Origin of the sequence: Nostoc sp. PCC 9305, from assembly GCF_963920915.1 — a bacterium.
Taxonomy (GTDB): domain Bacteria; phylum Cyanobacteriota; class Cyanobacteriia; order Cyanobacteriales; family Nostocaceae; genus Nostoc.
Genome location: NZ_CAWUDN010000089.1, coordinates 1 through 25,276, shown reverse-complemented (window position 1 = coordinate 25,276; position 25,276 = coordinate 1). Strand labels below are relative to the sequence as shown.

15 protein-coding genes and 2 pseudogenes are annotated in these 25,276 nt (G+C 42.8%); 8 read left to right on the top strand and 9 right to left on the bottom strand.

Annotated elements, in window-relative coordinates; genetic code table 11:
• Positions 1–141 precede the first annotated feature (141 nt).
• Entirely contained in the window at positions 142–816 is a 675-nt protein-coding gene (locus tag ACM0OX_RS26545) for a hypothetical protein (RefSeq protein ID WP_414517925.1), read from the top strand.
• A gap of 72 nt (positions 817–888) precedes the next feature.
• On the opposite strand, the gene recN is transcribed toward ACM0OX_RS26545, so the two are convergent.
• The gene (recN, locus tag ACM0OX_RS26540) at positions 889–2,637 is read right to left on the bottom strand and encodes a DNA repair protein RecN (protein WP_414517924.1); all 1,749 of its coding nucleotides are present in this window, start codon (positions 2,635–2,637) and stop codon (positions 889–891) included.
• A gap of 256 nt (positions 2,638–2,893) precedes the next feature.
• Here recN and ACM0OX_RS26535 point away from each other — a divergent pair, with 256 nt between their 5' ends.
• Positions 2,894–4,867, top strand: coding sequence for an ABC1 kinase family protein (locus tag ACM0OX_RS26535; RefSeq protein ID WP_414517923.1), 1,974 nt, complete (start codon positions 2,894–2,896; stop codon positions 4,865–4,867).
• Positions 4,868–4,898: 31 nt separating this feature from the next.
• Here the strand turns inward: ACM0OX_RS26535 and cysC are convergent, their stop codons facing one another.
• Positions 4,899–5,471, bottom strand: coding sequence for an adenylyl-sulfate kinase (gene cysC, locus ACM0OX_RS26530; protein WP_414517922.1), 573 nt, complete (start codon positions 5,469–5,471; stop codon positions 4,899–4,901).
• A gap of 899 nt (positions 5,472–6,370) precedes the next feature.
• Here cysC and ACM0OX_RS26525 point away from each other — a divergent pair.
• Both ACM0OX_RS26525 and ACM0OX_RS26520 read left to right on the top strand, forming a co-directional pair.
• Positions 6,371–7,474, top strand: a complete 1,104-nt coding sequence (locus tag ACM0OX_RS26525; RefSeq protein WP_414517921.1) for a TIGR03032 family protein — start codon at positions 6,371–6,373, stop codon at positions 7,472–7,474.
• A gap of 64 nt (positions 7,475–7,538) precedes the next feature.
• Entirely contained in the window at positions 7,539–11,945 is a 4,407-nt protein-coding gene (locus tag ACM0OX_RS26520; protein WP_414517919.1) for a beta strand repeat-containing protein, read from the top strand.
• 109 nt (positions 11,946–12,054) lie between these two features.
• Here the strand turns inward: ACM0OX_RS26520 and ACM0OX_RS26515 are convergent, their stop codons facing one another.
• On the bottom strand, positions 12,055–12,489 hold the full coding sequence (locus ACM0OX_RS26515; protein WP_094348415.1) for a hypothetical protein: 435 nt from the start codon (positions 12,487–12,489) through the stop codon (positions 12,055–12,057).
• Positions 12,490–12,652: 163 nt separating this feature from the next.
• Entirely contained in the window at positions 12,653–15,637 is a 2,985-nt protein-coding gene (locus ACM0OX_RS26510) for a valine--tRNA ligase (protein ID WP_414517917.1), read from the bottom strand.
• A gap of 112 nt (positions 15,638–15,749) precedes the next feature.
• On the opposite strand from ACM0OX_RS26510, the gene ACM0OX_RS26505 reads away from it, so the two are divergent.
• From ACM0OX_RS26505 to ACM0OX_RS26495, 3 genes and pseudogenes are all read left to right on the top strand, one after another.
• Positions 15,750–16,139: a GxxExxY protein gene (locus tag ACM0OX_RS26505; RefSeq protein ID WP_414517916.1), complete on the top strand. Its 390-nt coding sequence runs from the start codon at positions 15,750–15,752 to the stop codon at positions 16,137–16,139.
• Between the two features lie 46 nt (positions 16,140–16,185).
• Positions 16,186–17,451, top strand: a complete 1,266-nt coding sequence (locus ACM0OX_RS26500; protein WP_414517914.1) for an MFS transporter — start codon at positions 16,186–16,188, stop codon at positions 17,449–17,451.
• A 103-nt stretch (positions 17,452–17,554) separates the two neighbouring features.
• Positions 17,555–18,514, top strand: a pseudogene (locus ACM0OX_RS26495) (N-acetylglucosamine kinase).
• A gap of 26 nt (positions 18,515–18,540) precedes the next feature.
• Here the strand turns inward: ACM0OX_RS26495 and ACM0OX_RS26490 are convergent.
• The 5 genes from ACM0OX_RS26490 to ACM0OX_RS26470 form a co-directional block, all read right to left on the bottom strand.
• A complete protein-coding gene (locus ACM0OX_RS26490; RefSeq protein ID WP_414517942.1) occupies positions 18,541–19,281 on the bottom strand; it encodes a dienelactone hydrolase family protein in 741 nt (246 codons plus the stop codon).
• A 354-nt stretch (positions 19,282–19,635) separates the two neighbouring features.
• Positions 19,636–22,041, bottom strand: coding sequence for an endonuclease MutS2 (locus ACM0OX_RS26485; RefSeq protein WP_414517913.1), 2,406 nt, complete (start codon positions 22,039–22,041; stop codon positions 19,636–19,638).
• 363 nt (positions 22,042–22,404) lie between these two features.
• Positions 22,405–22,701 (bottom strand): DUF2288 domain-containing protein, encoded by a 297-nt coding sequence (locus ACM0OX_RS26480; RefSeq protein WP_414517911.1) that lies wholly within the window; start codon positions 22,699–22,701, stop codon positions 22,405–22,407.
• A gap of 91 nt (positions 22,702–22,792) precedes the next feature.
• Positions 22,793–23,830, bottom strand: coding sequence for an AI-2E family transporter (locus tag ACM0OX_RS26475; RefSeq protein ID WP_414517910.1), 1,038 nt, complete (start codon positions 23,828–23,830; stop codon positions 22,793–22,795).
• Between the two features lie 229 nt (positions 23,831–24,059).
• Positions 24,060–24,698: a lysophospholipid acyltransferase family protein gene (locus ACM0OX_RS26470; protein WP_414517909.1), complete on the bottom strand. Its 639-nt coding sequence runs from the start codon at positions 24,696–24,698 to the stop codon at positions 24,060–24,062.
• Between the two features lie 171 nt (positions 24,699–24,869).
• Between ACM0OX_RS26470 and ACM0OX_RS26465 the strand changes: the two are divergent.
• Positions 24,870–25,276, top strand: a pseudogene (locus tag ACM0OX_RS26465) (ATP-binding protein); the annotation flags it as partial.

Here is a 25,276-nt window from a genome sequence, read left to right as displayed (position 1 = left end):
TTAGTATTATTAGTTACTACAATTGCCTTGCAGATGCTTTAGATTGGCTCAAAGCAATCTTAGTATAATGGTAGATATAAGCCCTGTTTCTAAATCTCAATTTTGAATAAATACTATATATTGTTTTTATAGGTGAGTATTATGAGCAATAACCTTCCAGCAGACGCTAGAAAAGGTTTTAACTTAGCGGAGACTTCAATTCATAAGGAGTCGCCTTTTGTGGAAAGTGATGGATTGCTCTTGTATAAAGATGGGTACAAGACTCCAGAATTTTTAAGCTCATCTTTTTGCATACATCTATTTGCTGAACGAGTTATCGTAGATCACTATGTACTGTTGTTTCCTGACTCAGAAACTCTTACAGACTATGCTAAAGCTCTAATAAATTATAATGCCAAAATCACCGAAGGCCCAGGAAAATGGCCTGATGATTTTTGTCCTGAGCAAAACCTATTGCCTGAAGATGCAAGTATGTACTTTCTCTCAGCCTTAATGCCGTCAGGAATGATTTTGGTACTCCTTGCGCCTAACGCCCCAGATGAACAGATTGCTAGCTTATTCCAGGAGCAAGGTTTTAATACTGTCCATCACGTTGCCATTCTTGTTGATGATATCTATACAGCAGCAGAAGTATGGCAGAAGAAAGGCTTTATTCCTCTGTCTCTAACTCCGCAAGAAGATGATTCCTTGTGCCAATGGTTTTTCCGCAACTGGGCAGGGCAAATTATAGAGCTAATCTGTCGGCAAGGTATGAGTAAAGAGACCTTTTCCTGTGAGAATATTGCTGGTTTACGCCTTTCAGAATTGGCAGCCTAAATTTATAATTCGTAATTCGTAATTCGTAATTCGTAATTCGTAATTCGTAATTCGTAATTCGTAATTATTTGGTCAATTATGCTTTCCACGACGATGATTAGCAGCTTGTAATAATAGAGATTCTGCAAAAGCGATCGCATCAGTTGCAGATTTACCACCAGCCAACTGCGCTAGTTCTTCCCGACGGGTGTTTAAATTATCCAAGGTAGTAACTCTAACAACGGTACGCTGTTCGCCATTGTCATTGTTGGCTTTTTTACCTTTGCCTTGATTGATAGTTTGCTTATCTACACGAAAATGCCGATCGGCCATTGCCGCAACTAAAGGTTGATGGGTAACACATAACACCTGGTTGCGTTGACTTAACTGATATAATTTTTCCGCGATCGCTTGGGCGACTCTTCCCGAAACCCCGACATCAATTTCATCAAATACCATTGTCCCAGCAACATCAACTTGAGAAAAACAAGCTTTTAAAGCCAGTAAAAAGCGGCTCATTTCCCCACCAGAGGCAACTTCTGTTAAAGGTTGCAATGGTTCTCCAGGATTGGAACTAAATGTAAAAGTAATTTTATCTGCTCCCATCGCAGTTGGAAAAGCTGGTAATATTTCAACCAGAAATTTCACCTTTTCCATCGCTAGGGGCTTGAGTTCAGCTATCAAACGTGATTCTAAATTAGCAGCCGCCTTACTCCGCAATTGAGTTAACTGATTACTTGCTTGGGTAAGTTTCTCAAAACAGGCCTTTTCTTGCTGTTCCAGACTTTCGATAGATTGTTCGCTGTCGTTAAGTTGGGCTAATTCTGCTTGGATGCGTTGGTAGTAAGCGATCGCTTCGGTAAGTGTCGGCCCATACTTGCGGCAAATTTGCTTTAATTCCTGAATCCGTTCTTCCACCTCTTCCAATCGCTGCGGATCGGCTTCCAAACCATCCCCATAAGCATTAATTTGCCTTCCCACTTCCATTACCGCAGCTTGCGCGTCCCTAACCAACTCCAACAAATGTTGTAGTTGGGTATCATATTCCACCATGTCATTTAATATCGCCTCACTATCTCCCAGTAAATCTCCTGCGGCTGGGGTTTCATGATCGTTTTGATACAAAGCCTGATAAACCTTGTAACTCATCTGTTGCAAATCGACGACATGATTCAGACGTTCCCGTTCTTGTCCCAACTGTTCCAATTCATTAGGTTCGCTGAGATTAGCTGCTCCCAGTTCTTGCACTTGATAAGTGAGCAAGTCGAGTTGTTGCAACCGTTCCCGTTCTGATGTCCGGCGTTTTTCTAGTGCTAAATGCGCCTGTTGGTAACTACTAAAGCTCGTGGCGACTTTATGACGCTGCTGCATCAGGGAGTCACCCCCATACAAATCTAACCAGTCCCGGACTTGTGCAGATTGTCCCACTTGCACCGTTTGACCTTGAGCGGTAATTTCCACCAAGCGATCGCGCATTCCTGCCATGATTTGCCGATTTACCAACACACCATTCACCCGCGATCGACTACGGACATTACTCGCAGTAGCTGTGATTTCTCGGCTAATGACTACAGAATTTTCATCAAGCAAATCTATTTCTTGTTCGGTCAACCAAGCCGCTAGGGGGGCGTTTGAGGTGAAAGTAGCCTCAACCATCGCCCGACTTGTCCCCGTGCGAATGACTCGACTAGAGACTTTACCGCCCAAAGCGGCATCAATGGCATCCAAGATAATCGATTTTCCAGCGCCGGTTTCACCTGTTAACACATTTAGTCCCGCGCCAAATTCTAATTCCAGTTGGTCAATAAGGGCAAAGTTTTCAATTCTCAGGCAAAGCAACATCAAGCCAAATTCTCCATGAGGGCAGATGCCGGATACTTCTAACTTACAAGACAATAAGTATGATCTTTCAGCAACTAGCAATACCTACTACTATTGAACTAGTATGCCCGTTTAAGTGTAGCAGACCTATTAGTACTAGGGAGTAGGAGGAGAGGAGGAAAAAATAACCAATGCCCAATGCCTGATTCCCAATACCCAATTTCTAAACATATTGTTACAATACTTAATGTGATCGTTCTGACTGGTGGCCTTCTTCATGATTGTTAAGACACTTCCCCCTAGTTCCCGACCGATTCAGGAGGACAGTCGCAACGGCGAACTGGACGTTATTGATCTAGTACCAGAAAATGGTACACCAAACTTAGTTGTGCGCTCGCCAAGACTCTTAGCAGCCCAACAATTGAGAACAACAGCCCAACCTGAGATACTTTACGATCCCGTGGGCATAGCGGCGCATTACCAAAAGAGACGCCTGCAAGTTTTACGGCGGATTTTCGCCGTGTTGGGGCCGACTCTATCCTTTGTTTTTGGATTGTGGTCGGATAGTAAACGGGGAATTGTTGTCAAAAATGACCGCCGCCGAGCCACTCAGCTACGAGTATTGCTGACCCAATTAGGGCCTGCTTACATCAAAATTGGCCAAGCTTTGTCCACCAGACCGGATCTAGTTCCTCCCGTATACTTAGAAGAATTAACTAAACTACAAGACCAATTACCGCCTTTTCCCAACGAAATTGCTTACCAGTTTATCAAAGAAGAATTAGGCGCACCTCCAGAAGAGGTTTACGCCGAACTGTCAGCCCAGCCAATTGCTGCGGCTTCATTGGGGCAAGTATATAAAGGTAAGCTAAAAACTGGTGAAGAAGTCGCTGTTAAAGTTCAACGCCCCGACTTAAGAGAGGGAATCACCATTGACTTGTATATCTTGCGTAACCTCGCCGCTTGGGTGCAGAAAAAGGTTAAACGGGTAAGAAGTGACTTAGTTGGGATTCTCGATGAATTAGGCGATCGCATCTTTGAAGAGATGGACTACATCCATGAGGGTGAAAATGCCGAACGATTTTTTGAGTTATACGGTCATATAAAAGACGTATACGTTCCGAAAATTTACTGGGAATACACCAATCGTCGTGTCCTGACGATGGAGTGGATTAACGGCACTAAATTAACCCAGACAGAAGAAATTAGCGCCCAAGGCATAGATGCTCGTTATTTAATTGAAGTGGGTGTGCAGTGTTCCCTGCGCCAGCTGCTAGAACATGGATTTTTCCATGCAGATCCCCACCCTGGTAACTTGTTAGCAACAACGGATGGCAAATTAGCTTATCTCGACTTTGGGATGATGAGCGAGATTAAGCCACCACAGCGTTATGGTTTGATTGAAGCGATCGTTCATGTCGTCAACCGCGATTTTGAAGGATTAGCAAAAGACTACGTTAAGCTAGATTTCTTATCACCAGAAACCGATTTAACACCAATTATCCCAGCTTTTGCGAGAGTCTTTGCTGATGCCGAAGGAGCCAGTGTTGCCGATCTTAATATTAAAAGCATCACCGATGAACTATCGGCTTTGATGTATGAGTATCCTTTCCGTGTACCGCCCTACTACGCCTTAATTATTCGCTCCCTCGTGACGCTCGAAGGTATTGCAATATATATAGATCCCAACTTTAAAGTTCTTAGCGAAGCTTATCCCTACGTTTCCAAACGCCTGTTAACAGACCCAGCACCGCAATTAAGAGCATCATTGCAAGATTTGTTATTTAAAGATGGCAGATTTCGCTGGAACCGCTTAGAAAACTTGTTAAAAAATGCGCGTAATAGTCAAGACTACGACTTTAATTTAGTACTGAATCAGGGGATAGAATTTCTGTCATCTGAACGCGGTGCTTTTATTCGTGACAAACTAGTAGATGAATCTGTTAACGGACTTGATGCTTTAGGTAAAAATGTTTTGCATAACTTTACCTCCTTGTTGCGAGAACGCGTAGGATTGACAGCAGTAAATAAAACTCCAGCAGCTACAGTTGAACAACAACAAACCTTAGAGCATATCAAACGTATATTAGGTATTCTCCGAGAAACAAGAGGCTTTGACCCAGTGCAAATTACATCCCAAATTGCCCAGTTATTGGTAAATTCAGATGTACAACGTTTAGGTCAACAAATAGCCAACCGCTTCACGCAGAAAGCTGTAGCCAGGTTAATTCGGCAATTATTGGCATCTTAGTAAAAATTATGAGTTAAAAACTTTATTTAACTCATAAATCATTCATTCTAGCAACTATATAACCCAACTCTTCTAGCTTTTGTAAGACCTTAGTTGCACTTTGAGCAACGCTTTCCTGGTTAGTTTTGCATTCGACTTCAGGGCAGAGTGGTATTTCATAAGGATCATCAATACCAGTGAAGCGCTTAATTTCCCCTGCTCTTGCTTTTTTATATAACCCTTTTACGTCTCGTTGTTCACAAACTTCTAATGATGCGTTGACGTAAACCTCAATGAAAAATGGAGTAATTTGGCGCACTTCTTCCCGAATTTCGCGGTACGGTGAAATTGCCGAAACCAATACAATTACATTATTTCTAGCAAGAAGATGAGCTACAAAGCCAATGCGCCGAATATTCTCCTCTCGATCCTCTTTGCTGAAACCCAATCCTTTGCATAGGTTTTGACGTACCGCATCACCATCCAGAACTTCAACTCTGTACCCCTGTATCCGCAGTTCCTTCTCCACGAATTGACAGATAGTAGTTTTACCTGCACCACTCAGACCGGTGAACCATACTGTTACACCATACTCTTGTTGTCTCATCCTACTTTCGTCGTACATTTTAAATGACACACCAAAAAAGCTTTTTTAGGTAATTGTGGGTCAAATAGTAATTTTATTTTTATAATCCTTTTTTAGTAGGAATTTCAGCCATTGCAAGGCAACTCGTGTCAGGCTTGCTACTTTTACCTCTACTGATTTCGATTGAAAAATCGCATATTTATACGTATTTAGGCTAAAGATTTAATACAAACAATGATGATGTATATGACAGGCTACACCTACGCATTTTCTCAAGCCTAACAACGGAATTTGCCGCTATATTAATAAAACTTGATGATCGAGGTTTCAAATTATTAAAGTTTTAACTAATTTTTACATTCAGTATATATACAGTTTATTTTTAAATAGAATAGTCTTTATTATAACAGTAGATTACTAAACAAGATTTACCGCTAGGACATTATAAAAAACTAAGTTCAAAATATCTGCAAAGTTATATCCAGTATAGCTTGATGGCGGCACGACCCATTATCTGGGGGCGATTCTTTTAGGTGCTGTTTCTGGTACAGACTTGTTTATTGACAATGATGGCACGCTTAGTGGTCTGTGTGATTAATTCTGAGAGTTTCGTAGTGAGCGATTTATCAGTCAATTTCAAGGATTTTAGCCCTGACTACAAACTTTCACAACTCATTAAAACCAATGACATCAATCACCAGTACACCTTGGCATAAATTTGTTCACCTTTAACAAGTTGCTCTGAGCAACTTGTCTACTTAATTGAGGTGAGAGCTGGATTTACGCCATGCAGTACTAATGTTGTGTGCCAGTAATTTTCGGGGTTCGTAGTTAGTAATTTACTGCTCAATTTTAAGGGCTAGAGCCACTGAGTATATTTTGTATTTAACTAAGTCTAAAGTTCCTCAACAAAATTTGAAATTTAATTCAACTGATTTATGTTGTCCACTTTTCCCACTACTGCGCCAGAAGAGAATAACTTAATTCAATGTGATGCCGATCAGGGATTTATCTCCTGGCTGAGTCAAGCCGGAGGCTCAGTTGCCATCACCACCTACCAAGCCGGAAAACTAGCACTAGTAGGCTGGAATGGGGAACAGATAACCATGCTGTTACGCCAATTTTCCAAACCAATGGGATTGGCAGTGAATGGTTCACGATTGGCACTGGCTAGCCATCATGAAGTCTGTTTATTAGCCAATGCCCCCGCCTTAGCTTATGAGTTTTTAGAAGACCAGCCCGGACGCTACGATGCCCTTTACCTACCACGGATGGCATACTTCACAGGCGACCTGAATATTCACGACCTGGAATTTGGCAGAGAAGGGCTGTGGATTGTCAACACCCGCTTTTCGTGTCTTTCTACATTGAGTCCAGACTTTAGCTTTGTACCGCGCTGGCATCCGAAATTTATTTCTGAAGTAGTGCCAGAAGACCGATGTCACCTGAATGGATTAGCAATGGTGGATGGCAAACCCAAGTATGTGACTGCCCTCGGTGCGACAGATACCGTCGGAGGATGGCGACCGGGTAAAGCCAACGGTGGAGTCGTAGTGGAAGTAGAGAGCAATGAAATTATTGTAGAAGGATTATCAATGCCCCATTCCCCAATTTGGCATGACGGGTTTTTGTGGTTACTCAACTCTGGTGCAGGGGAAATATGGCGCATTCATCCAGAATCAGGAGACAAACAAGTAGTCTGTGTACTCCCTGGATTTCTGCGGGGGTTGTGCTGTGTCGGGTATTACGCCCTAGTTGGACTATGCCAGATTCGAGAACGGCATATTTTTGGAGGGTTGCCTATTACCCAACGCTTTGAGCAGTTGCTTTGTGGTGTGGCAGTTGTGGATTTGCGAAATGGGCAGCAAGTGGGGATGCTGAAGTTCACCACAGGCTGTCAAGAACTTTATGATGTGCAGTTTCTTGCTGGTGTGCAGCGTCCGATGGTTTTGAATCAGGAACGAAAAGAAATCCGCCAAGCATTTACTGCACCAGAGTTGAATTATTGGCTGCGACCGAGTGCAGTGATTCCTAATGACTAAGAAATCTGTTTAATCAGTCCGTAATTGTGGAAATCAAATTTTTAGTTTTTTCAGAGGTTTTTTCATGAATGAATTCAAAGTCAATACTTACACCAACAATAATCAAATTAACCCCGCGGTAGCAATGGATGCTGATGGGGACTTCATCATTTCCTGGACTGGTAATGCTCAGGATGGATCTGGATATGGGGTGTATGCTCAACGCTACAACAGTTCTGGAGTGGCTGTTGGGGGTGAATTTCAGGTCAATACCAACACCAACGGCAATCAACTTAACTCTACAGTAGCGATCGATACTACAGGGGACTTTGTTATTTCCTGGCAAAGCCAAGACGGGTCTGGCTATGGGGTGTATGCTCAACGCTACAACAGTTCTGGAGTGGCTGTTGGGAGCGAATTTCAGGTCAATGCCTCCACTAGTAACGATCAAGTTAACCCCATAGTAGCGATGGATACCAATGGGAACTTTGTCATTTCCTGGCAAAGCAGTGGTCAGGACGGGTCTGGCTATGGGGTATATGCTCAACGCTACAACAGTTCTGGAGTAGCTGTTGGGGGCGAATTTCAGGTCAATACCCACACCGAAAGCTCTCAATATAACCCCACAGTAGCGATAGATGCCACTGGGGACTTTGTTATTTCCTGGCAAAGCTATTATCAGGACGGGTCTTACTTGGGCATATATGCCCAACGCTATAACAGTGCTGGGTTAGCTATTGGGAACGAATTTCAGGTTAATACTCACACCCAAGGCTTTCAATATAACCCCACAGTAGCAATGGATGGTACTGGAGACTTTGTAATTTCTTGGCAAAGCTATGGTCAGGACGGATCTGGGGATGGCATATATGCCCAACGCTACAACAGTTCTGGGTTAGCTCAAGGGGTCGAATTCCAAGTCAATACCCACACCGAGGGCAATCAATCTAACCCCACAGTAGCGATGAATGCAGATGGAGGCTTTATCATTTCCTGGACTAGCGATAGTCAGGACGGATCTGGGGATGGCATATATGCCCAACGCTACAACAGCGCTGGGGTAGCTATTGGGGGTGAATTTCTGGTCAATACCTACACCAACAATAATCAAATTAACCCCACAGTAGCAATGGATGCCACTGGAGATTTTGTAATTTCCTGGCAAAGCAATGGTCAGGACGGATCTGGCTATGGGATATATGCCCAACTAAACAATAGTGGGGCTCCCCCGACTATCACCCCTGGTTCTGCCTCTGCCCTGACATACACTGAAAACGCCATTACAGCTATCGACTCAGGCATCACCGTCAGCGACACAGACTCCCCCAACCTGGTTAGTGGCACCATCAAGATTACCAGTGGTTTTGTTTCTGCTGAAGACATCCTCGCCTTCACTAACCAAAATGGGATTACGGGCAGCTACAACAGCAGCACAGGTATTTTAACCTTAACTGGCAGTTCCACCGTTGCTAACTATCAAGCAGCACTACGTTCTATTACTTATACCAACAACAGTGATAACCCCAGTCTTACACCTCGTACCATCAGCTTTATAGTTAATGATGGGGCTGCTAATAGTATTGCCGTTAGCCGCAATATTAATATTACGGCAGTAAATGATGCACCTGTTGCTACTGCCACCAACTCTGCTATGGCATACACCGAGAATGCTACTACAATCATCGACTCAGGTATCACAGTCAGCGATATAGACTCTGCTAACCTCTCCAGTGCTACTGTCAGCATTACCAGTGGTTTCGCCTCTGCTCAAGACACCCTCGCCTTCACCAGCCAGAATGGGATTACGGGCAACTACAACAGCAGCACAGGTGTTTTAACCTTAACTGGTAGTGCCACCATTGCTAATTATCAAACTGCACTACGTTCTGTTACTTATACCAACAGTAGTGATAACGCCACTACTACACCTCGTACCGTCAGCTTTGTGGTCAATGATGGGACTGATAATAGTACTGTTGTTACCCGCAATATTAATATTACGGCGGTGAATGATGCACCTGTTGCTACTGCCACCAACTCTGCTCTGGCATACACCGAGAACGCTACTACAGCCATCGATTCAGGCATCACCGTCAGCGATGTAGACTCTGCTAACCTAGTTAGTGCTACTGTCAGAATTAGCAGTGGCTTTATTTCTGCTCAAGATACCCTCGCCTTCACCAATCAAAATGGGATTACGGGCAGCTACAACAGCACCACAGGTGTTTTAACCTTAACTGGCAGTTCTACTGTCGTTAACTATCAAACCGCACTACGTTCTATTACTTATATCAACAACAGTGATAACCCCAGTCTTACACCTCGTACCATCAGCTTTATAGTTAATGATGGGGCTGCTAATAGTACTGCCATTACTCGCGATATTAATATTACGGCGGTGAATGATGCGCCTGTTGCTGTTAACGATAGCATCACCACAAAAAGAAACATACCCGTTATTATTAGTGCTGCTACTCTGTTAAGCAATGATAAAGATGTCGATGTTAGTGATGTTTTGAGTATTACTGGCTTTACCCAACCTAGCCAAGGAAGCTTAGTTAACAACAACGACGGTACCTACACTTATACCCCTGCCCAAAACTATTATGGCTTCGATAGCTTCACTTACAGTATAAGTGATGGGCACGGAGGCAATAGTACTGCTACCGTCAACTTAACTATTAATCAGTACAATGTGATTAATGGTACTTTAGGTGCAGACAACCTAAATGGTACAGTCAATATTGATATCATCTCAGGATTGCAGGGCAATGACACGCTCCAAGGACTAGGTGATAATGACACCCTTGATGGCGGCGATGGAAATGATTCCTTAGATGGTGGTGCAGGAGTTGACAGTCTCATCGGTGGTAAAGGCAATGATATTTATATCGTAGACAACCTGAACGATATTATTCTTGAAGCCTTAAATGCAGGCACAGATTTAGTTAAGTCTTCGGTGAGTTGGGTGTTGGGAAATAACTTGGAGAACTTGACCCTGACTGGAAGTGGGGCAATCAATGGTACTGGTAATAGCTTTAATAACATCTTAATTGGGAATACTGGCGCTAACATTTTGAGTGGAGAAAATGGCAACGATAACCTCTTTGGTGATTCCGACAACGACACCTTGTTGGGTGGAGCAGGCAATGATACCTTAGATGGCGGTTTAGGAGCTGATAGTCTTGATGCTGGAATCGGTAATGATATTTATATCGTAGACAACCTGAACGATATTATTATTGAAGGCTTAAATGCAGGCACAGATTTAGTTAAGTCTTCGGTGAGTTGGGTATTGGGAAATAACCTGGAGAACTTGACCCTGACTGGAAGTGGGGCAATCAATGGTACTGGTAACAGTCTTAAGAACATCTTGATTGGAAATACTGGCGCTAACATCTTGAGTGGAGAAGATAGCAATGATAGCCTAATTGGTGGTGCAGGCAATGACACCTTGTTGGGCGGTGCAGGTGATGACACCTTGGATGGAGGTTTAGGGGCTGATAGTCTCAATGGTGGAGTCGGCAATGACATTTATACTGTAGACAACGTAAACGACTTGATTACTGAAGACTTAAATGCAGGCACAGATTTAGTCAAATCTTCGGTGAATTGGGTGTTGGGAAATAATCTGGAGAACTTGACCCTGACTGGAAGTGGGGCAATCAATGGTACTGGTAACAGCCTTAATAACATACTGGTGGGAAATAGTGGTGCTAACACGTTGAATGGAGTTGATGGCAACGATAGCCTCTTTGGTAGCTCAGGTAATGACACCTTGTTTGGGGATTCCGGTGATGACACCTTGAATGGAGGTGCAGGGATTGACAGTCTTGATGGTGGAATCGGCAATGATACTTACATTGTAGACAACGTAAACGATAGTATTATTGAAGGTTTAGATGCAGGTACAGATTTAGTCAATTCTTCGGTGAATTGGGTGTTGGGAAATAACCTAGAGAATTTGACTCTGACTGGAACCGGGGCAATCAATGGTACTGGTAATAGCCTTAATAACATCCTGATGGGAAATAATGGTGCTAACACATTAACAGGAGGAGATGGCAATGATAGCCTCTTTGGTAACTCAGGTAATGACACCTTGTTTGGTAGTGCAGGTGACGATCTAATCGCTGGTGGAGTTGGTCGAGATGTATTGACTGGTGGAACTGGGCAAGATAGCTTCAACCTAACTGGTACCCGTACTGGAGGGTATGATACGATCGCTGATTTTACTCTTGGAGAGGATACTATCTTGATTTCCAAGGCTGAATTCGGACTGGTTCAATCTCAAAATACTACGCTCGATTCGGGACTGTTTCGACTTGGTACCACTGCGATAACAGCAAGCGATCGCTTTATGTACGATCAAACTACGGGTAATCTTTTCTTTGACGCGGATGGGACTGGTAAGGCTGCACAAGTTCTTCAAATTGCCCAGTTCTCCAATCAGGTAGCGCTTAGTAATGCAAATATTATTGTCATTGCCTAACCAAGCTAACTATAGCAAGCATTGAGAGATTACCCAGTAAGAGACAGATCAACTCTTGCTGGGTAATCTCTTATAAATACACATTTGAGTGCAATATAACTGCAAACTTTTAACTTTCCTCTTGGGAATAACCATTTTTCTCGCGTTTGAGGCTTTCTTCCAAGGCTTGAATTTGTTCGCGTCTGGCTTCCAACTCTAAGGAACGCCTTGCTAAGTCTTGGTTTTGCAACGTCAGGGATTGTCGCCAGTGTTCTGCTCGCTCGGCTTCATGCTGCAAAAATTCTGGGGTAATGCCGATGGTGAGGTAGTTTTGTACCAGATGCAGTACCCAGTTAGTGGCGTCTTCTAGTCTTTCAATATCGCCTGTAGGAGAAAGTTCGACTAGAACAAGTAAGTTCTCACTCATGATCTTTCCCTTTCCAAGCAGAATGAAAGCCTCTTCGGGAATTATCGCCCACAAGTTATCAGCTTCTTGACGCGCCAATAAGCGTAACTGGTGCTGGTCTAAAAAATCGTTTTTACGCACCTGGGCTAGATATAGCATGAGGTCGCTTCGCTCCAATTCAAAATTCAAAATTCAAAAAAAATTTAATAAAAAAATAAGTGCCAGAATGGATATTTGGATGTTGTTAATTGGTAATGGGTAATTGGGAATTATGAACACTCCTATTACCCATTACAGTTATCCTAAGCTACGCAGGCGGTCGCTAAGACAACCCCTGAAGGCGATCGCGCAAAATTTCTGCTTGTTTCTGTGCTTCTGCTAAGGCATCCCGCGCTCCCTGTACCACGTCAGCCCTAGCTCTATCTACAAAACTAGGATTGTTTAATCTGGTACTCAGAGATTGAACTTCTGCTTCGGCTTTACTCAAGCTTTTCTCTAGTTTGGCACGGACAGCTTCAATATCTACTACGCCGCTCAAAGGAATTAGCACTTGTATTGTACCAATCACACCTGCGATCGCATTTTCTGGTTCTTGTGGTTGTTCTAATTCTCTCTGCGGGAAAAAGCGTCTCCATAACCTAAGTCTTGCTTGAGCAGTGAGTAAATTTTGGCTAACAAACCACGCTGTGTAACCAAAACCAACTAGTTCAAAGAAAGTTCCAACGAGGGGAGTGTCATCAATGGCATACCCCACAGCTAAACCTAGTCTACCAAAGACAATGGCCACAATAATTAAGCCAATTGTCTTCAAACCCCTCTGAGGTTTTTTAACAACAACAGTTTGGCTTTCTTCCTTGTCAGTAATGGTTAAAGTCTCAACCTTCGCCAAATCTTTAATGTAATCTTGTCCAGCAGTGAGAATTTGCCGCTCCTTCTCGCTTTCAGTTTGCAAATTCGCTGTCACTTTTACCCCTGGTTTAATATCCGCTTCAGCCCGCAAATTCCGAATTGTGCGGATAGTACCAATTAGCAATTCAAACTGTTCTTCTAAAGTTAAATCAATCAGCTTTACATCTATCTGGGGATAGAGTTGCAATGGTAAAGTTTGCGGCGAATCTGCTGATTGTTGGGTGAGAGTTTGCCAAATTTCTTCGGTAATATGAGGCATGAAGGGATGAAGCAGTTTCAAAATCCCTTCCAGTATGTAACCGAGGGTTTGCTGTGCTACCCGCCGCGATACTGGATCGGCATCTGCCTGCAATCTGGATTTCACCAGTTCAATATACTGATCGCAGAAATCACCCCAAATGAATTCGTACAATCCTTTTGCTGCTTCCCCTAAACCGTAATTATCGATGTAATTCGTGGTTTGTTTGATAACTTGATGATACCGCGAGATAATCCAGCGATCGCTCAATTCGATAGCTACTGGATTCCCCAGTTGTTGCGGCGTCTGTCCATCCAAATTCATCATCACAAACCGGGCAGCATTCCACAACTTATTTGCAAAGTTGCGGGATGCCTCCACCGATGCTGATTCATCCTTTTTGCGATCGTACTCCAGCCGGATATCTTGACCAGCGCCAGCCACTTCTCTAATTAGGGTATACCGCAGGGCATCAGTACCATATTTGTCAATTAATAATAATGGATCAATACCATTACCTTTGGTCTTAGACATCTTCTGACCTTTTTCATCCAGCACCAAGCCGTGGATGTAAACTGTTTGGAAAGGCATTTGCCCGGTAAGATGCCCAGCCATCATAGTCATTCTGGCAACCCAGAAAAAGATGATGTCAAAGCCTGTCACCAAAGTGGTAGTCGGGTAGTAAGTTGCTAAATCTTGAGTTTGTTCCGGCCAGCCTAAAGTTGAAAACGGCCAAAGTCCAGAAGAAAACCAAGTATCTAGCACATCTGGGTCTTGTTCTAACTTGACATTTTCACCAAATTGTGATTTAGCTTTTTCCCAAGCTTCAGTTTCCGATTTCGCCACTACAAAGGGCGTATTATCGGTAATTTGTCCATCCGTTTCACTGATAGCGTACCAAGCCGGAATTTGGTGTCCCCACCATAATTGGCGAGAGATACACCAATCAGTGAGTTTTACTAGCCAATCACGATAGACCTTAGTCCAGCGTTGGGGGACAAACTCTGGGGAAGTTTGCTGGTCGAGGAATTCGAGAGTGTTGTCAGCTAGGGGGCGAATTTTGACGAACCACTGAGTTGAGAGGAGGGGTTCAATAGGTACTTTACCGCGATCGCTGTAGGGAACGGTATGCTTATAATCTTCTATCTTCACCAAGAAGCCATCTGCTTCTAGGCGAGAAACCACATTTTTTCTAGCAACAAAGCGGTCTTGTCCTTGAAACTCCCCAGCGTTGGCGTTGAGAGTGCCGTCTTTGTTCATAATGTTGATTAACGGCAGATTGTGACGCTTACCCATGTCAAAATCGTTCGGGTCATGGGCGGGAGTTACCTTAACGCAGCCTGTGCCGAAAGTCGGGTCAACAAATTCATCGCCAATGATGGGAATTTCTCGTTGTAGAATTGGCAGAGTTAGAGTTTTGCCAATGAGATGTTTGTAGCGATCGTCATTGGGATTAACTGCTACAGCCGTATCACCCAGCATCGTTTCTGGTCGAGTTGTCGCCACCTCTACAAAACCGGAACCATCGGTGAGGGGATAACGGAAGTGCCAGAGATTTCCATTCACCTCTTGATTTTCCACTTCCACATCAGACACCGCCGACTGGGAAGCGGGACACCAGTTAACTAAATATTCACCACGATAAATTAAGCCTTCCTCGTAGAGGCGAGTAAACGCCTCGACAACAGCCTTAGATAAACCCTCATCCAGGGTAAACCTTTCCCGTGACCAGTCCACCGAGACACCTAAGCGTCGTAGCTGATTCAGAATCGTTCCCTCAGACTCCGCCTTCCATTGCCAAGCGCGTTCTAGGAATTTTTCGCGCCCCAACTCGTAGCGAGTTTTACCCTCTTTTTTGAGTTGCTTTTCTAGCATACTATGCACAGCAATGCTGGCATGGTCAGTTCCGGGTAGCCATAGGGTATTGCGTCCCTGCATCCGGTGGTAGCGGACGAGGGTATCAATTAAGGCACTTTCAAAAGCGTGACCCATGTGTAAGCTGCCGGTGACATTTGGGGGGGGAATGACGATGCAGTAGGGTTCGCCACCTTTGTTGGGGTCAGCTTTGTAAACTTGGTTGTCTTCCCAGAATTTTTGCCACTTGGCTTCGGTGGAAAAGGGGTCGTAGAGACTGGGGAGATTGGGAATGGTTGCGGTCATGCGGGAAAACTAAGGAAGGACTCTAATAAATTTTGCCACAGGGTTGGAGAGGGATTGATGGAAACGAACCGCAAAGGACGCAAAGTACGCAAAGGAAGAGGAGGAAGGTAAGATGAGGCAACCAAGTGGTCAGATAGAAAATTTAGCTTATAGGGTTATTGGGGCGGCGATTGAGGTACATCAGGTATTAGGAGCGGGGTTTTTAGAGGAGGTTTATCACAAGGCGTTGAGAGAAGAATTTCTGATTCGCGGAATACCTTATGAGTTTGAGCATCCAGTAAAAGTACACTACAAAGGTCGTTCAGTAGGCGAGGGAAAATTAGATTTTTTGGTTGGAGACTCTTTAATTGTTGAATTGAAAGCTGTCCAAAACTTAACCCCCATTCATGAAGCCCAAGTCCTCTCCTACCTTAAAATGACTCATTATCCTCTAGCCCTTCTCATCAACTTTAACGTCCCTCTCCTCAAAGACGGCATCAAACGCATCATACTCTCTTCTTAATCTTCTTTGCGCTCTTTGCGTCCTTTGCGGTTCGTTCTCCAAATCTATGAAACACCAAACAACCTCCCCTTGGACATTCATCCCCACCCTATATTTCACCTCCGGCATCCCTTACATTATCATCAACACAGTTTCCGTAATCTTTTACAAAAAACTCGGAATCGATAACGCCCAAATTGCCCTTTGGACAAGCTTCCTCTATCTACCTTGGGTCATCAAAATGTTTTGGGGGCCAATTGTTGATACTTACTCTAGCAAACGTAAATGGATACTTTATACCCAATTTGCCATGTTCTGCTGCTTGGGTTTGATAGCCTTCTCCTTACAACTGCCAAATTTCTTTTTCATCTCCCTCGCAACATTAACAATAGGAGCATTTATTTCTGCAACTTATGACATTGCCACAGATGGTTTCTACCTCCTCGCTTTATCTCCAGAACAACAAGCCTTCTTTGTCGGCATTCGCTCACTATCTTATAGAATGGCCGTTATCTTCGGTTCTGGAATATTAGTAGTCTTAGCAGGTCAGCTTGAAGTATCTCTCAACAACATTCCTTTAAGTTGGACTATTGCTATTGGGTTCTCAGCTTTAATTTTAGCAATCCTGTTTATTTCCCATCGCCTATTTTTACCATTACCGGAATCAGATAATCAACGACAAATACAAGTTAGAGAAAATATACCATTTTGGTCTATCATTAACTCATATTTTGCTCAAGATAAAATTATTAGTATTTTAGCCTTTATCTTGCTCTACAGATTTGGCGAAGCGATGCTTGTCAAGATAGCTTCTTTGTTTTTATTGGACAAACCAGAAGTAGGAGGCTTAGGGCTTTCAACGTCAGATGTCGGGTTAGTATACGGTACTTTTGGGGTAATATCCCTGATTTGTGGAGGAATTTTAGGAGGCTTGCTAATTTCAAAATATGGATTAAAAAAGTGTCTATTTCCTATGGCTTTGGCATTAAACTTGCCTGATATATTTTATGTATATATGGCTTATGCTAAACCTTCGTTAAAATTAATATATCCTTTGGTTTCATTAGAACAATTTGGCTATGGTTTTGGATTTACGGCTTTTAGTGTTTATCTAATGTATATTTCCCAAGGCGAATATAAAACTTCTCATTTTGCCATATCCACTGGCATTATGGCTTTAGGAATGATGCTACCTGGATTAGTTAGCGGTTATCTCCAAAAGTCTTTTGGCTATCCATTATTTTTTCTCTTGGTTTGTTTGTTTACTATTCCTGGGATGATTGCCATCTTTTTTATTCCTTTAAAGGAAGAATTGAAGCGTCAAAATAATTAACATTATTACAAATCTAAAATAGAATTTTAATCGAACCACAGAGGCGCAGAGAACACAGAGAGATAAGAAATGGGGATTTTACAAGATGATTTAGGACTGCTATATGACTTATGTTTTGGGGATAGATGGCGGTGGTAGCAAGACTGTTTGTGTCTTGATGGATGATTTGCATCAAGTACTAGGCTGCGGTGAAGCAGGCCCATCTAATTATCAAAGTATAGGTATTGAAGCAACTTTAGAATCTATCAAATCAGCAATTAAGAATGCTGTCGAGGCAGCAAAAATTACAAATACCCTGAAGATTGACGCGATATGTCTGGGTTTAGCGGGTGTCGGTCGTGCAGCAGATATTGAAGTAGTAAAAGGTTTAGTTGAAGAGTTACAAAATCACAAATCTCTGCCTGTAATTTGGGCATTACAACCAGAGAATATTGTAATTTGTAATGATGCTTTAATTGCTTTAGTTGGTGGAATTGGCCAGCCTGTAGGAATTGTGGTTGCAGTAGGTACTGGTTCGATAGTTTTCGGACGAAATCATGAAGGACATACGAAACGGGTCGGTGGCTGGGGTTATATTTTAGGAGATGAAGGTAGCGCCTATAAAATTGCGATCGCAGGCATGAATGCAGCATTAAAATCTTATGATGGGCGATAAATATCAACGAGTTTGATAGAGGGTTTCAAACAGCATCTTGATTTAGAAAGTATAGAAGATTTAATAGAAGTAGTATATCGCCGAGAATGGGGAGTCAAACAGATAGCTGCTTTAGCACCAGTTGTAGATTTTGCAGCAGCGTCAGGTGATATAGTAGCAAATATCATAATTGATGATGCTGTAAAAGAGTTAGTAAAAGCTACATCTACAGTAATTGATGCGATTTTTAGTGCTGACTCAGTTTTAGAAGTAGTCACAACGGGAAGTGTGTGGCGCGGTAGATGCAATATCCATGAAAGATTTGCAGCGTCTCTTCTTAAGAAGTTTCCTAATGTAAAGGTAATTTTTCCGGGGTACGAGCCTGCTTACGGTGCTGGTTTATTAGCTTTGCAGACAACTCAAAATTGACGCGAAGAAAGCAATAATAGAAGTTTTCAGTTTGCAAATATGCGCCCCAAGAAAGTTACTATTTCAGACCAAGCTGCGGTGGTAGCACTAGAATCATAACGATAACCGTCGTCGCGCATGAATGTATGTTCTGCTTCATATAAGAAAACTTGGTGAGGTATGTTAGCATTCTCAATTGCTTTGATTATGATTTGGCGATCGCTCTCTGGTATATGAGGGTCAAGAGTACCAAATATCATTAATATCTCGCCTTTGATTTCACTTACCCTCTGGATTGTATCGGCTACCTCTTTACCCAGTTTGCCACTGGGAATACCAGTCGGGTAACAGCAAACAGCAGCCCGAATTTCGCTTTGAAATGCTGCGCGGAATGCTAAATGTCCACCAATACAAAAGCCTAAAGTGCCTATTTGATTTGGAGAAACCGCACTCTCTCCTTTTAGAAATTCAATCACAGCAAGGCAATCGGCATCATAATCAGCTACGGAGGTTCGACGCGCATCGTCATTTCCCCGCATCCTTCCCAGATCGTCTGGCTCTATTACTAAACCAACTGGCTCTATTCGGTGAAAAATTTCTGGTGCTGCTACTACATAGCCATATCCTGCTAAGTAGTTCGCTAGACGAATCATTGGATCGCCTAGCTGATAAATATCACTGTAGAAGATAATACCAGGGTATTTTCCTGCTGCTTTAGGAGCCGCAACATAAACACGCATTAAACTGCCATCGACTCTTAACTCAACGTTGCGCTTAGTGATTTGCACTTTTTGTCCCCGTGTTACGCTTGCTGTCATTAGCTTCTACACTGTAGCGCCGCAGCATCCGGTTACTTTCAACCCACAATTTGGCGTTCTTTTACCATCACTGCGATCGCTTAATATCCGCGTGAAAGTTTGTTGCATAGGTTCGCAGTGGAAGAGGGAATTTGAGCGTGCTGCTCGTCTACGCATTACTTACCTAACCTCAGCGTGTGAAATATCCGATTCAGCCGGAGTCGAGTTATATAAAAAATACAAATTGGGGAATAAGTAAATACTTTAATAAAGAGACTTGCAAATAGTAAATCTTGGTTGGTATTTTCTCTCAAGATTCTCAGGATTACCATTTGCAAGTGAACTTTATTTTATATGAACAACGGTAACACCACTGCCGCCATCTGCTTGTTCTGCTGGTTCGTAGTTGTTCACTCTGGAATGCTGTTGCAAAAAGGCGTGAACTCCTTGTCGTAGCTTCCCAGTGCCATAGCCGTGAATAATCCAGACTGACCCTGTAGCTTCCGAGATGGCTTTATCTAAAATGTATTCGGCATCAGCCACCCGTTTACCACGTAAATCGATGGTATTTTGGGAAGTCCGAATTTCTGGGACATTTTGTGGTGGCGGAGTTACTGCTACTGGGGCTGGTTTGGCTTTAACAACTGGTTCGGGTTTTTGACCATCTAAAGATTCTACGTCTTCCAACTTCACAGTCATCTTCATTAGCCCAAAGCGAACGCTTAACTCGCCATCTTGATCGGGGGCAACGATCACTTCTGCTATCTGTCCCAATTTGGGAACGCGGATGCGATCGCCTACTTTGGGCATAAACCCAGCTTTTGGTTTTGCTGGCGTTGCTGGCTGATATTGCTGGCCAATTTGATTCAAAGCATTAGTTGCTTGCTGGGCCTCTTGCGCTGTGGGCGTACCCTTCTGCAAGCGCCGAATCACTTGGGCAATTTCACCTTTTGCTTGAGCGATCGCTTGTTGGACTGCTATTTCCTGTGAAGCCCGCAAACTACTTTCCCTCTCTTCCAAACTTGCGGCTTTTGCGGATACTTCTTTGTATAAGCGTTCCGCTTGCTGCAACAAACTTTGGGCTTCGGCTGCTTTGGTTTCCTGGCGGCGGCGTTGGGCTTCTAAGCCAGCAATCACTTGGTTGACTTCATCTGTGGCCTCTCCCACTTGGATTTTCGCCTCTTCTACCACTTCTGGTTTTAATCCCAGGCGTAAGGCAATGGTTAAGGCATTAGAACGTCCGGGGATGCCCCACAGCAGACGGTAAGTAGGCGAGAGAGTACTTTCGTCAAATTCTACAGAGGCATTTTCAAACCGCTCATCTTCGTATTTCAGAGCTTTTAGTTCCCCGAAGTGAGTGGTGGCGATGGTTAGTTGGGCATGGTTAGCGAGATATTGCAATAAGGCGATCGCTAAGGCGCTACCTTCAACTGGATCGGTTCCTGCGCCGACTTCATCAAGTAAAACTAGGGAATTGGGCATGGGGCATGGGGCATTGGACTCTCCCTCATCTCCCAATGCTTCTAAAATCCGACTAATCCGGCGGATGTGTCCAGAGAATGTGGATAAACTTTGCTGTAAGGATTGTTCATCGCCAATATCTGCCAGCACTTTGTCAAACCAAGGAATTTCCACTGGTTCGCGGGCGGGGACAAATAAACCCACTTTGGCCATCAACGCTGCTAACCCCAGAGTTTTTAAGGTTACAGTTTTACCGCCAGTATTTGGCCCGGTAATGGTTACAACCCGAATTAGCGGATTGATCAGCAAATCTACAGGAACTACTGGTTGCCCTTGTTCATGCTGTTGTTGCCACACTAACAAAGGATGTCGTAAGTTCCGTAAGGTAATAATTTCCTTGTCTTCACGCTGGATAAATCGCGGGGGATTCGCTCCTAGCCAGAAACTATATCGGGATCTAGCGGTTGCCATATCTAAAGTGGTGGCGATCGCTAATAATCTCTCTAAATCTGGTTTGACTGCGGCGACTTGTTCCGTCAAAACGCGGCGAATCGTTTCTTCTTCCGCTTGCTCTCTTCGGATGATTTGCCGCAGTTGGTTGCCTAGAGGCACTACCGAATTCGGTTCTACGTAAAGGGTTGCGCCACTGGTAGACGTGTCGTGAACAATACCGGGGATGGCATCTTTTTGGGGTGCTTTTACGGGGATGACAAAGCGATCGCTGCGTTGCGTAATTAGCTGTTCTTGAACTGCCCCAGATTTTGCCTGTAAGATATTTTGCAGCTTTTGAGTAATTTGGCTGCGTAATCGCCGCAAATCTGTGCGAATTTCTCCCAGTTTTTGACTCGCGCGGTCAGTTACCTGGGCCCGTTCATCAATACATCGGTGAATTTCTTGTTCTAGTTCTGGATAAGTCCGCAAATCAGCAACTAACTCAGTCAGTATCGGCAAATCTTCCTGATTGTCGATGACACGGCGCAAACTTCTAGCACCAGCGAGGGTGGTAGCGATCGCTAACAGTTCCTCTCCTGCCAAAACTCCACTGCGTTCTGCCCGTTCTAGGGAATCGCCAATATCTTGAATTCCCTCAAATGACAGTCCCGTAGTCAGGCGACTTTCCAGTTGGTAGATTTCTTTGGTTTGCTCTAACAACTGTTCGCTTTGAGTCTGAGAATCGGGTATTTTCAGATGACGCGCAGCTGTCGCCCCCAGCTTAGTTGCCGCGAAGGTGGCAAGGTGCTGGCAGAGGCGATGCCATTCTAATAATTCTAAGGTTTCAGATTGGATCAAGGTTTCAACATCTAATCTGAAATTATCGTAACAATTCTAGCTCCTAGATGGCTAAATCTTAAAGGAGAAAATTTCGCTTTATTCAAATCAGCCGGATAGTGTGTGGTAATCACCAAGTAATAAATGGCACGTCAAGCTATCTTTTCCGAGAAATTACCTTAACACAAACTGTCATCAAAAACAATACAGAAAATAATTTAGAGGATGTTTGAAAAGTCCTCTTGTCGGTATCAAATAGTTTTAGATCCCCCCTAACCCCCCTTAAAAAAGGGGGAACCAAAATCAAAGTCCCCCTTTTTAAGGGGGATTTAGGGGGATCTAAAAGTGCCTAAAGTCACAGCAAAACACTTTTTAAACAACCCCTTAAGTAGCGACTATTTCCTTCACCAAAACGTAAGGCTGAACGATGAGAGTATTAAATCGCTTACTGCGCTCAAGATTCCATTCTCCCACCTGTACTGTTGTGGGTTTGCTAATTAATTGCTCATCAATCCACTGTTCTACTGATGGAATGTTATCACTGGCGATCGCTACTCCAACATCCACTAAGTCTAGCTCAAGCGCCACCAAAATTACTGCATCTCGTTGTACATGAGGAATTAACCATTCCCACTCTGCCTCATCCAAAATTTCTGTTAATTCCGCTCTTAAATCCGACATTACTTCCCAATGTTTATTTGTAAATGGCTATTTTTACATTATTCACTAGTTCCGAGTTCCTGACAAATAACAAATGACAAATGACCAATAACTAAACTTCAGATTTCATTTCATCTATTTCAAATAAAGACACAATTACTCCTGCGATGGGAATAGATATAAAAACACCTAATAATCCTGCTACTCTAGCCCCTACTAGTAAAGCAAAAAACACCACTACAGGATTAAGATTCAGCGCGCCTTGCATAATTCTGGGCGCAATCAAGTTGTCTTGTATCTGCTGGAGGACAATACAAGCTATTAATACTTTTACTGCTAACCAAATACCTTGAGACAACACAAATAGAGTAACTGTGCTTACTCCTAATGTCGCGCCTATGCCAGGAATTATATCAACAATTCCGATTATTATTGACAATATCAAAGCAAAAGGTACTTTTAAGAGTAAAAACACTAAGAATGTTGAAACTGTTAAAAATGCGCTTAATAGCAACTGACCTCTAAAAAATCCTAAAAAAGACTTTCTGATTATATTTGTAAATCTATTACGGCGCTGTTTTGGTACTATTTTTAAAATAAAATTCCACAGTTTATCTCCATCTAATAGCATGAAAAAAGCCACAACTGCAATCAATATAAAAGTTACAAAGTTCGTCATAAAACCTTGTAAAATAGCTAAACTAGTAACAAGAGTTGATACAGCTTGATTCCGCAATTGTTCTTCAATAAAACTTAAATCTATCTGTAAATTACGGTTACGCAAAAATCCTTCTATTCCCTCTAATAAAGGTACTAAAGAATTTAAAAATGCAGTAATACTATTAATTAATTGTTGTCCTTGAGATAAAACCGTTAAACTCACAGTAATTATCAGACCGCCTATAATCACAATACTGAGCAAGAAAACGACACCAACAGCTATACCGTGGGGTAAAAAACGCCGTAGCCCTTGTACAGGGTAACTGAGTAAAAAAGCTAAAATTGCCGCAAATGTAAAAATAACAATGACCGATTCAAAATAAGCTAAAAGTTGTACAATTGCCCAGCCAGAAGCAACTAAAAGCAAAAATCTAACTAATGCCAGATTATTTAATCGTTCCCAAAAATTCTTGGCTTCAAAGCCGCTCATAATAATTCATAATGGGCTACGCCCCGCTTCGCTAACGTAATTTGTAATTCGTAAATTAAGCCATACAGATGCTAGTTGTTTGGCGTGATAAAGTTAGCCACACTGTAAGATTGAGATTTATTTTTTGGAAGTCCTTTACTTTATTGCTAGAGCAAATTGACTTTAAGATTAGAGTAATCTAATAGCGATCGCTACCTCCCTAAAGCATATATCTGTAGTTTCTCTAGATTCATCGTCCTAAATCATGCATTTCGTTAATTACTGTGGCACACTTTTGTGTCAACGCTTCCAATTCCTCTTTATTAGTGGAAGTGGGAGCATCAATCAAGTTACCAATTCTCACAGTGATGGGAACTGCGTGAGGTCGGGATGAGCCTTTTTGTAAAATCTTCTCAGTACCCCAGACACTTACTGGTAATATTGGGGCTTTTGCTTTCGCCGCTAGCAGCAGTGCGCCTCTTTTGGGGTCTGTAATTCGACCATCTGGGGTGCGAGTACCTTGCAAGAAAACACCGACAGCCCAACCATTATTAAGATATTCTAGGGCGGAACGGATGGCATTGCGATCGGCATTTCCTCGGCTGACTGGGTAAGCGCCATACAATTTAATCGCTTGCGCCAAAACGGGGATATTAAATAACTCTTCCTTAGCCATATACGCCACTGGACGACGTACACAATTAGAGACAATCGGCGGGTCAAAGTAACTAGCGTGATTACTCACTACTAATAACGGCCCTGATTTGGGGACATTTTCCGTACCATGAATCTGGCCCCGAAAGTAAGCGTGAAGCATGGGGCTGACGATTGACCATTTAAAGGCGTGGTAAAGTGCCAGACTGATAAACGGTTCGCGGTTTTTGTCCACAGAAGATAATGCAAATCAAACTGAATTTAGCATAAGCGATCGCAACACCCAGATCAAACGCAAAAAAGCTATAGATATGTATTACTTCACCCATCGGGGAACACTAAATCTAGAAATCCTTAGAATTTAACAGTATGTTTCTCACTACAGTCAGTATTCCTGGATACAAGGGACCAATTTCAACGGAATGTTCCCTTGATCGCCTTTGTACAAGCATTCCGAAATTTAATGGGCCAATTATTAACAGAAAGTGATGCTCAAATTCAGCAATGGAAAATTAAAATTTTAGAAGCTGTAGGTGAAAATGGACAAGTAATTATTGAAGTGATCCCTGAATTAGAAAAATTTATTGGCAAACAAACGCCAGCCATAAAATTATCAGGAAGCGCATCACAAAATAGATTTAATTTATTATTTCAAAAGTTTACTCAAGTTTTCACTAGTGTTGAACATCCATTAGTAATATTTTTAGATGATTTGCAGTGGGCTGATTTGGCATCACTGAAATTAATGCAGTTATTAAGTAATCGACCACGGGGTGATCGCAGATTAAAAGACAATGCTTCTCTTTGGATAAA

What these genes read in the sequence shown, in the direction of transcription:
- ACM0OX_RS26545 (WP_414517925.1), top strand. Translation starts at nt 142, where the DNA reads ATGAGCAATAACCTTCCAGCAGACGCTAGAAAAGGTTTTAACTTAGCG.
- recN (WP_414517924.1), bottom strand. Translation starts at nt 2,637, where the DNA reads ATGTTGCTTTGCCTGAGAATTGAAAACTTTGCCCTTATTGACCAACTG.
- ACM0OX_RS26535 (WP_414517923.1), top strand. Translation starts at nt 2,894, where the DNA reads ATGATTGTTAAGACACTTCCCCCTAGTTCCCGACCGATTCAGGAGGAC.
- cysC (WP_414517922.1), bottom strand. Translation starts at nt 5,471, where the DNA reads ATGTACGACGAAAGTAGGATGAGACAACAAGAGTATGGTGTAACAGTA.
- ACM0OX_RS26525 (WP_414517921.1), top strand. Translation starts at nt 6,371, where the DNA reads ATGTTGTCCACTTTTCCCACTACTGCGCCAGAAGAGAATAACTTAATT.
- ACM0OX_RS26520 (WP_414517919.1), top strand. Translation starts at nt 7,539, where the DNA reads ATGAATGAATTCAAAGTCAATACTTACACCAACAATAATCAAATTAAC.
- ACM0OX_RS26515 (WP_094348415.1), bottom strand. Translation starts at nt 12,489, where the DNA reads ATGCTATATCTAGCCCAGGTGCGTAAAAACGATTTTTTAGACCAGCAC.
- ACM0OX_RS26510 (WP_414517917.1), bottom strand. Translation starts at nt 15,637, where the DNA reads ATGACCGCAACCATTCCCAATCTCCCCAGTCTCTACGACCCCTTTTCC.
- ACM0OX_RS26505 (WP_414517916.1), top strand. Translation starts at nt 15,750, where the DNA reads ATGAGGCAACCAAGTGGTCAGATAGAAAATTTAGCTTATAGGGTTATT.
- ACM0OX_RS26500 (WP_414517914.1), top strand. Translation starts at nt 16,186, where the DNA reads ATGAAACACCAAACAACCTCCCCTTGGACATTCATCCCCACCCTATAT.
- ACM0OX_RS26480 (WP_414517911.1), bottom strand. Translation starts at nt 22,701, where the DNA reads ATGTCGGATTTAAGAGCGGAATTAACAGAAATTTTGGATGAGGCAGAG.
- ACM0OX_RS26475 (WP_414517910.1), bottom strand. Translation starts at nt 23,830, where the DNA reads ATGAGCGGCTTTGAAGCCAAGAATTTTTGGGAACGATTAAATAATCTG.